At 67.1% G+C, this 6,601-nt stretch carries 6 protein-coding genes; 1 reads left to right on the forward strand and 5 read right to left on the reverse strand.

All coding sequences use genetic code 11. The features are described from left to right. Positions 1-120: 120 nt before the first annotated feature. From ACKAE7_RS20085 to ACKAE7_RS20105, 5 genes are read right to left on the reverse strand one after another with little or no spacing between them, the layout of a single operon-like run. Positions 121-1,476: an MGH1-like glycoside hydrolase domain-containing protein gene (locus ACKAE7_RS20085; protein ID WP_408980117.1), complete on the reverse strand. Its 1,356-nt coding sequence runs from the start codon at positions 1,474-1,476 to the stop codon at positions 121-123. Then, entirely contained in the window at positions 1,473-2,561 is a 1,089-nt protein-coding gene (locus ACKAE7_RS20090) for an ABC transporter ATP-binding protein (RefSeq protein WP_104186464.1), read from the reverse strand. The genes ACKAE7_RS20085 and ACKAE7_RS20090 overlap by 4 nt, the downstream gene beginning before the upstream one ends. Before the next feature lie 23 nt (positions 2,562-2,584). Beyond that, positions 2,585-3,469: a carbohydrate ABC transporter permease gene (locus tag ACKAE7_RS20095; protein WP_408980118.1), complete on the reverse strand. Its 885-nt coding sequence runs from the start codon at positions 3,467-3,469 to the stop codon at positions 2,585-2,587. Next, on the reverse strand, positions 3,466-4,380 hold the full coding sequence (locus ACKAE7_RS20100) for a carbohydrate ABC transporter permease (protein WP_202884285.1): 915 nt from the start codon (positions 4,378-4,380) through the stop codon (positions 3,466-3,468). The genes ACKAE7_RS20095 and ACKAE7_RS20100 overlap by 4 nt, the downstream gene beginning before the upstream one ends. Continuing rightward, on the reverse strand, positions 4,380-5,711 hold the full coding sequence (locus tag ACKAE7_RS20105) for an ABC transporter substrate-binding protein (RefSeq protein ID WP_188812255.1): 1,332 nt from the start codon (positions 5,709-5,711) through the stop codon (positions 4,380-4,382). The genes ACKAE7_RS20100 and ACKAE7_RS20105 overlap by 1 nt, the downstream gene beginning before the upstream one ends. A 127-nt stretch (positions 5,712-5,838) precedes the next feature. Here ACKAE7_RS20105 and ACKAE7_RS20110 point away from each other — a divergent pair. Beyond that, positions 5,839-6,601: ROK family protein (locus ACKAE7_RS20110; protein WP_408980119.1), on the forward strand; the 763-nt coding region annotated here is incomplete at its 3' end.

Consider the following 6,601-nt stretch of genomic DNA (forward strand, 5'->3'; position numbering starts at 1 on the left):
CGGTGAGGGCGGCGGATTCGTTGGCCACCTGCAGAGGAACGAATACGCCCGGTACGCCAGGGACGTGCGGCGGCTGCCGTCGTCGTTTGCGGGGAGGCCCGGCGGCAGGGCACCCACGGATCAGCCGTTCCCGGGATCGGCAAGCCATTCCAGCGCTACGGCTGCTGTCCACGACTGGTCCATGCTGCCCAGCGGCTCACCGGTGAACGGCTCGTAGTACTCCCCGAAATGGCCTTCCATCAGTTGGGCGAGGGAAGCCTCGCGCAGCTGTCGGTAGCGCTTGCCGTCGCCCCGCCTGCGCAGGCAGTGGGCCAGGTACCAGTTCATCACCGGCCACACCGGCCCCCGCCAGTACTGGCGCGGCTTCAGCCCCTCATACGTGGTGGACGTGGAGGCGGGCAGCGGGAAGGCCAGCCGCGGATCACCGGTCCAGTCCGGCCCCTCGAAAATCTCCAGCTGCCTGTCCAGGAGTGCCTGGTCCGCGGTGGAAACCAGGGGTGCGAACCCGGCGATGGTGGGCGGCCCGATCCATTCGCCCGTCAGCACATCCCTGTCCCGCGCAAGTCCCGTCTCCGCATCCACGGTCGCGTCGACGCCGTCGCGGAATTCCGTGGCCCACTGCCGCAGCTGGGGCGCTTCCTCCGGCAGTCCGAACTGTTCGGCCAGCACGGCGAGGTCCTCGCTGGCCGCGGCAAAGATCGCAGACATAAAGACATCCTTGACCTGGAAGGACATCACCCCGGGCAGCCGGGCGTCGTCGAACCCCACGTCCGCCATCTGCTGCACCAGCCACAGGTAGCGGCTGTACTCCTCGTCGCTGGGACGCTGGCTGTGGTCCGTGACCTTGAGTGTGTCCGTGCGGACAAACGGCTCCATGTCGCCGGGCTGGACCCTGGAGTACGGGCCGTCGAAGCGCGGCGAGTTGTCCATCCCGGACTCCCAGCCGTGGTAGATGGTGAGCAGGCCCGAGCCGTCCCCGCCGCGGGCGCTCCGCAGCCAGGCATGCCAGTCGATCCAGTGCGGCAGAGTCCGCCGGGTGAATTGCTCCGCAAGCCTGGCATCCTCGCCGCCGGCCGCCGTCGCCCGTTCCACGATGCGGCGCAGCAGGGTGGCGTGGACCGGCGGCTGGCAGATGCCGCTGGACTGCACGCCCTCCGGCGACACGCCGCGGGTCCCCCACCGGTCCACGTCGGGGAAGTAGCCCGGGACGTCGGAGAACACGATGTGCGGGATCGTCCCGCTTTTCCACTGTGCGGCCACCAGGTAGTCCAGCTCCTGGAGTGCGCGGTCCACGCTCACGGTGGAGAGGCCGGCGGCCACGAAGGCGGCATCCCAGCTCCACATGTGCGGGTAGAGGTTCGGCGCCGCCGTGACCATGGTCCCGATGTCGTTCGCTGCCAGGACGTCCCTCGCCCGGCTCCCCAGCTCCTCAAGGGTGCGGATTGGAAAGGTTTCCCCGTCCGGCGCCGGGCTCATGCCGTGAGTCCAAGCTGGGTTTCCGTGTCGAAGAACCGGATGGCGGCCTGGTCGAAGCGCAGCCCCACCTTTTCTCCCGAGGAGACCCGCACAGTGGAGGCCACCTGCACTTTGATGGTCTGCCCGCCCAGGTCCACGGTCAGCAGCGTGGCGTGGCCCAGCGGTTCCACCACTTCCACGGTAGCGTCCAGGGTCCCCGGCGTGCCGCGGTCCTCGAGGTAGATGTTCTCCGCCCGGATTCCGACCATCACGGGGAGGCCGCCGGACCGGGCTGCGGAGCGGGCCAGGAATTCGGGGGCCTCGGTGCTTTGCCCGGCGACTTCCAGGGCGCCCTGCTGGGTGACGCGGCCCTCCAGGAAGTTCATGGGCGGTGAGCCGATGAACCCTCCCACGAACCGGTCAGCGGGCTCCTCATAGACCGTGATGGGGTGCCCCAACTGGGCGATCTGCCCCTTCTTCATCACGGCGACCCGGTCCGAGAGGCTCATGGCCTCCACCTGGTCGTGGGTTACGTAGAGGGTGGTGGAGCCCAGCTGCTGGACGATCTTCTTCAGCTCCGCCCGGAAGTCGAGGCGCAGGAGCGCGTCAAGGTTGGACAGCGGCTCGTCCATGAGCAGCACGTCGGCGTCCATAACGATGGCGCGTGCGACCGCGACGCGCTGCCGCTGCCCGCCCGACAGCTGGGCGGGGTACCGGTCCAGGTAGGGGGTCAGCTGGAGCAGGTCCGCCGCCCACGCGACCTTCTTTTCCAGTTCGTCCCGGGGAACCTTCTTCATGACCAGGCCGAACGCGATGTTGGTGCGGACTTTCCGGTGCGGGAAGACGGCGTAGGACTGGAACACCATGGACAGGTTCCGGTCCTGCGGCGGCAGGTAAGTCACGTCCCTGCCGCCAATGGAGATGCTTCCCTCGTCCGGGAAGTCCAGTCCCGCCACCATGCGCAGCAGGGTGGTCTTTCCGCAGCCCGAAGGCCCCAGGAGCACCATGAACTCGCCCTCGGCAACATCAAGGGAAACGTTGTTGGTGGCCAGCTCGGTGCTGCCCGGGTAGGTCTTTTTGAGACCCTTGATCGAGATGTCAGCCATGGAACAGCCTCTCTGGAACGCACTCAGCGGATGGTGGAGCCCCACATGTTGGTGAGGTAGCGGCGCATGAAGAAGATGAAGATCAGTGCCGGGATCACCAGCAGGAAGCCGCCGGCGAACCGGTAGGCCAGTGGTGACTCGGCGAGGGAACTGAGGACCTGGGCCGGAAGGGTGCGCTGGTTCAGGGTGAGGATCGACGCTCCCAGCACCTCGTTCCAGGACATCACGAAGGTGAAGATCGAGGCCGCCGCGATGCCCGGGATGGCCATGGGCATGACCACCTTGAGGAAGGCCTGCACCGGACTGCAGCCGAAGATGCGGGCGGCTTCCTCGACGTCCCGCGGCACGCCCAGGAACACCGAGGAGGTGATCAGGATGGTGGTGGGCAGTGCCAGCGCGGTGTGGAGCAGGACGACGGCGAGGACGCTGTCATAGAGCCCGGTCTGGAGGAAGAGCTGGGCCAGCGGCACGGACAGGACCACGATGGGCAGGGCACGGGTGAAGAGCAGGAAGAGCTGGTACGGGTCCCTGCCCGGGAAGGCGAAACGCGCCACGGCATACCCGGCCGGGACGCCGATGATCAGTGACAGCACAAGGGTGAAAATGCCCACTTGGACGGAGTTGATGAGCCCGCCAAGGATGCCCGTGGACTGCAGGAACGTCTCCATCGTCTCAAGGGAGAAGTTGTTGGGGATAAAGCTCAGGGGGAACTCCTGCAAGGCTGCCCTGCTGGAGGTGGCGGACAGGGCGATCAGGTAGATCGGCAGCGCCATGAAGAGGGTGATGAGGATGCAGCCCACCTGGAGCAGTATCCGGTTCCGGCGGCGCTTTGCCAGCGGCCTGCGGTCGACCTCCGGCGCCGGGCGGTCTGCCGCCGCCGTTGTTTTGTTGGTGGTGGCGTGGCTCATCGCGGGGCCTCCGACTGGTCTTTCAGGAGCTTGAGGTATCCAACGGCGGTGACCATGGACACTGCCATGACCACCAGGGCAAGCGCCGACGCCACGTTGGCGTCCTGGAGGCCCGTGTACCAGCGGTAGGTCTCGCCGACCACCAGCGGGAAGTTCTGTCCCGTGAGGGCCAGCGCCACCGCGAAGGTCTGGAACGCGAGGATGGTCCGGAGGATCAGGGCGGTCTGGAGGCTGGGACGGAGCAGCGGCAGGGTCACGTGCCACAGCCGGTCCCAGAAGCCGGCCCCGAAGACGCCGGCCGCCTCCTCATAGTCCTTCGGGATGGACTGCAGCCCGGCAACCACAATCACGAACACGAGCGAAGTTGCCCGCCAGACTTCCGCGATCAGCACGGCCATGAACATGGAGGCGTAGTTGTCGTAGGCGAGCCAGGAGAACGGTTCAAGGCCCACGGAGGCCAGCACGGAGTTGAGGTAGCCCCGGTCCGTGAACACCGTCAGCCACACCAGGCCGGCGGCAAGGTCGCTGACCGCCAGGGGGATGGCCCAGATATAGAAGTACACCGAGGATCCGCGCGGTTTGGCACGGATCAGCAGGGCCATGGCCAGCGCCAGGACGAACTGGATCGGAATCATCACCACGATCAGCAGCAGGGTGTTGCCCACGGAAGCCCAGAAGTAGGGGTCCTGCGCCATCCGGGTGAAGTTCGCCGTCGTCAGTCCTTCCGGGCCGCCGAACGCCTGGAGGATGCCGCTGACCATCGGCCAACCGAACAGCAGGGTCATAAAGACGATGGAAGGGGCAATCAGCAGCATTGCCGCCGAGGTTCCGCTCCTCCGCGGCGGCCGGCCGCGCGGCCTGGCGGGCCGGGGCCGGGGCCTTGCGGCAGCGGGTGCGTCCGGGGAAGCCATCACGCAACCCTGCACTGGTCAGAGTCGGGATCCGGGGCCCAGCAGGGAACATTCAGCGTGTCCATGATGCTGGCCAGCTCCGCCCCCTGGCGGTCCAGCGTCGCCCTGACGTCTGCGTTGTTCAGGCAGATCTCCTGGAAGCAGTTCTTGAACAGCTGCGAGACCTGCGGGTCCTTGTCGCCCAGGCCCACGGGCGGGAGCGCGAGGATGGCGTCCGGGGCTTCCTGTTGCGCCTTGACGGCCTTGGCCTCCAGGGCGATGCCGCCCGGGAGGTCGCTTCCGATATCCGCCTCCACCACCGGGAAGAAGGCGTTGGACTTCAGCGTCTCGATTTGCGCCTCCGGCTTTGACAGCGCCTTGATCAGCTCGAAGGCCTTGTCCTTTTCCGGCGAACCCTGGGGCACGGCCATGCCGCCGACGACCAGCAGGTAGCCCTTGCCCTTCGGGCCGGACGGGGCGGGCACCATCAGCCAGTCGTCAGGCTTGTCCTGGACCGCGTTGATGAGGCGGGCCACATGGTCCCACGCCACCAGGACTTCCCCGTTGCCCAGCGGTTCCTGCATGAAGTCGTAATTCGCGGAGGCCGGGTTCATGTTGGCCCACAGGTCACGCATGTAGGTCCAGGCGGTGACGGCGTCGGCATTGCGGAACGTGGTGATCTGCCCGCCCGTGAAGCTGGGGAGCAGGAAGCCCTGGTAGAAGCGGTGGTGGAGGCCCTTCGGCCCGGCCGGAATGCCGAACACCGGACGCCCGCCGTTCGCCGCCTTGGCTGCTTGGGCCCACGCCAGGAAGTTTTCGTAGGTGAGGTTGTTGACGTCGGCGCCCGAGGGGAGCCAGTCCAGCGCCTTCTTGTTGACCGCCACCACATAGGTCGCCTGGATCCAAGGGATGTACCGGGGAGAATCCGTTCCGAGCTTCGCCAGCTCCAGCAGGTCGTCGGAGTAGCCGGCAGACGAAAGGTCGTTGGTCAGGGAGCTGAGGTCCTCGAACTGGGACGCGAAGGGGATGAGGTCGCTGTGCAGGCCCGCTGCGATGCCTATTTCAACCTTTCCGGCGGCGAGCTGGGACTTCAGGGTGGTGTTGAAGATGCCGGTGTCCACAGGGTTGTAAGCCACCTGGATGTCGCCGGCGAACTTCTTCAGCGTGGCTTCATATCTCTGCCGCTCCTCCACGGGGGAGAACTGGGTGGAAAGGAAGTTGACGGAGCCCTCCCCTCCGCTCCCGCTGGTATTCACGCCGCAGGCTGCCAGCAGGGGGCCGGTGGCCAGGGCCATCAACCCTCCCTTGAGCAAGGTCCGCCGGCTGAGGTCACGGTGGGCAAGATCCGACATTGGAACCTCCTGCTGCAAGGGCAGATAGTATTTTTGTCTGATGATCGATCATAATTGTGTGATCTAGACCACGTCAATGACCAGACCGCGGCCCGGGCCGGCCACACATGCAAAGGAAGCGGGCAGGATGACCCAACAGAGGACGCTCGTCGGGGGCTCAGGCCAACCTCCCGTGGGGCCCGCCACCAGCGCCGGCCACGTCCTCCAGCTCCTGCGCTCAAGCCCGGCCGGATACAGCCGGGCTGACCTGCTGGATATCACGGGCATGGCCCGGTCCACCCTTTATGAGCGGCTGGACGCTCTTTTCGCTGCAAGCCTGGTCTATGAATCCATGCCCCTGCGCTCCCAGCGCGGCAGGCCGCCCCGGGCCATCCGCTTCGATGACCGCAACAAGCTGGTCCTCGCGATCGAGATCGGGCACACCCACGCCAGCATCCACCTCCTGTCCCTGGGCCGGGACATCGTGGCCTCCGCCCGGCTACCCATCAAGATCAGCCAGCCCCAGGAAGGCGTGGCCGGCACTGTCATCGAGGAGTCCCTGCGGCTCCTCGACGGGCGGCAGCCGGTGGGAGCAGGGGTGGGGCTGCCGGCCCCGGTGGACCCCCTCCACCGGCTGGGCCTGGAACGCACCGTCCTGGCCCACTGGGACCTGCAGCGCCTGCAGGACGTCATGGAGGCGAGGCTCGAATGCCCGGTCCTGCTGGAAAATGACGCCCGCTCGATGGCGGTCGGCGAGGTCCGGGAGCCGCTCGAGTCCCTCGTGGCAGTGAAGGTCAGCACCGGCGTCGGCTCCGGCATCATTGTGCGGGGCGCCCTGGTCCGCGGCGCCCACGGTGCCGCCGGGGACATCGGGCACGTGCGGATTCCCGAGGCCGCGGGCCTCCGCTGCC

The sequence above is a fragment of the Pseudarthrobacter sp. NKDBFgelt genome, assembly GCF_046097905.1.
Taxonomy (GTDB): Bacteria; Actinomycetota; Actinomycetes; order Actinomycetales; family Micrococcaceae; genus Arthrobacter; species Arthrobacter polychromogenes.

Coding starts and splice junctions, on each gene's coding strand:
- ACKAE7_RS20085 (WP_408980117.1), bottom strand. CDS start 1,476: ATGAGCCCGGCGCCGGACGGGGAAACCTTTCCAATCCGCACCCTTGAG.
- ACKAE7_RS20090 (WP_104186464.1), bottom strand. CDS start 2,561: ATGGCTGACATCTCGATCAAGGGTCTCAAAAAGACCTACCCGGGCAGC.
- ACKAE7_RS20095 (WP_408980118.1), bottom strand. CDS start 3,469: ATGAGCCACGCCACCACCAACAAAACAACGGCGGCGGCAGACCGCCCG.
- ACKAE7_RS20100 (WP_202884285.1), bottom strand. CDS start 4,380: ATGGCTTCCCCGGACGCACCCGCTGCCGCAAGGCCCCGGCCCCGGCCC.
- ACKAE7_RS20105 (WP_188812255.1), bottom strand. CDS start 5,711: ATGTCGGATCTTGCCCACCGTGACCTCAGCCGGCGGACCTTGCTCAAG.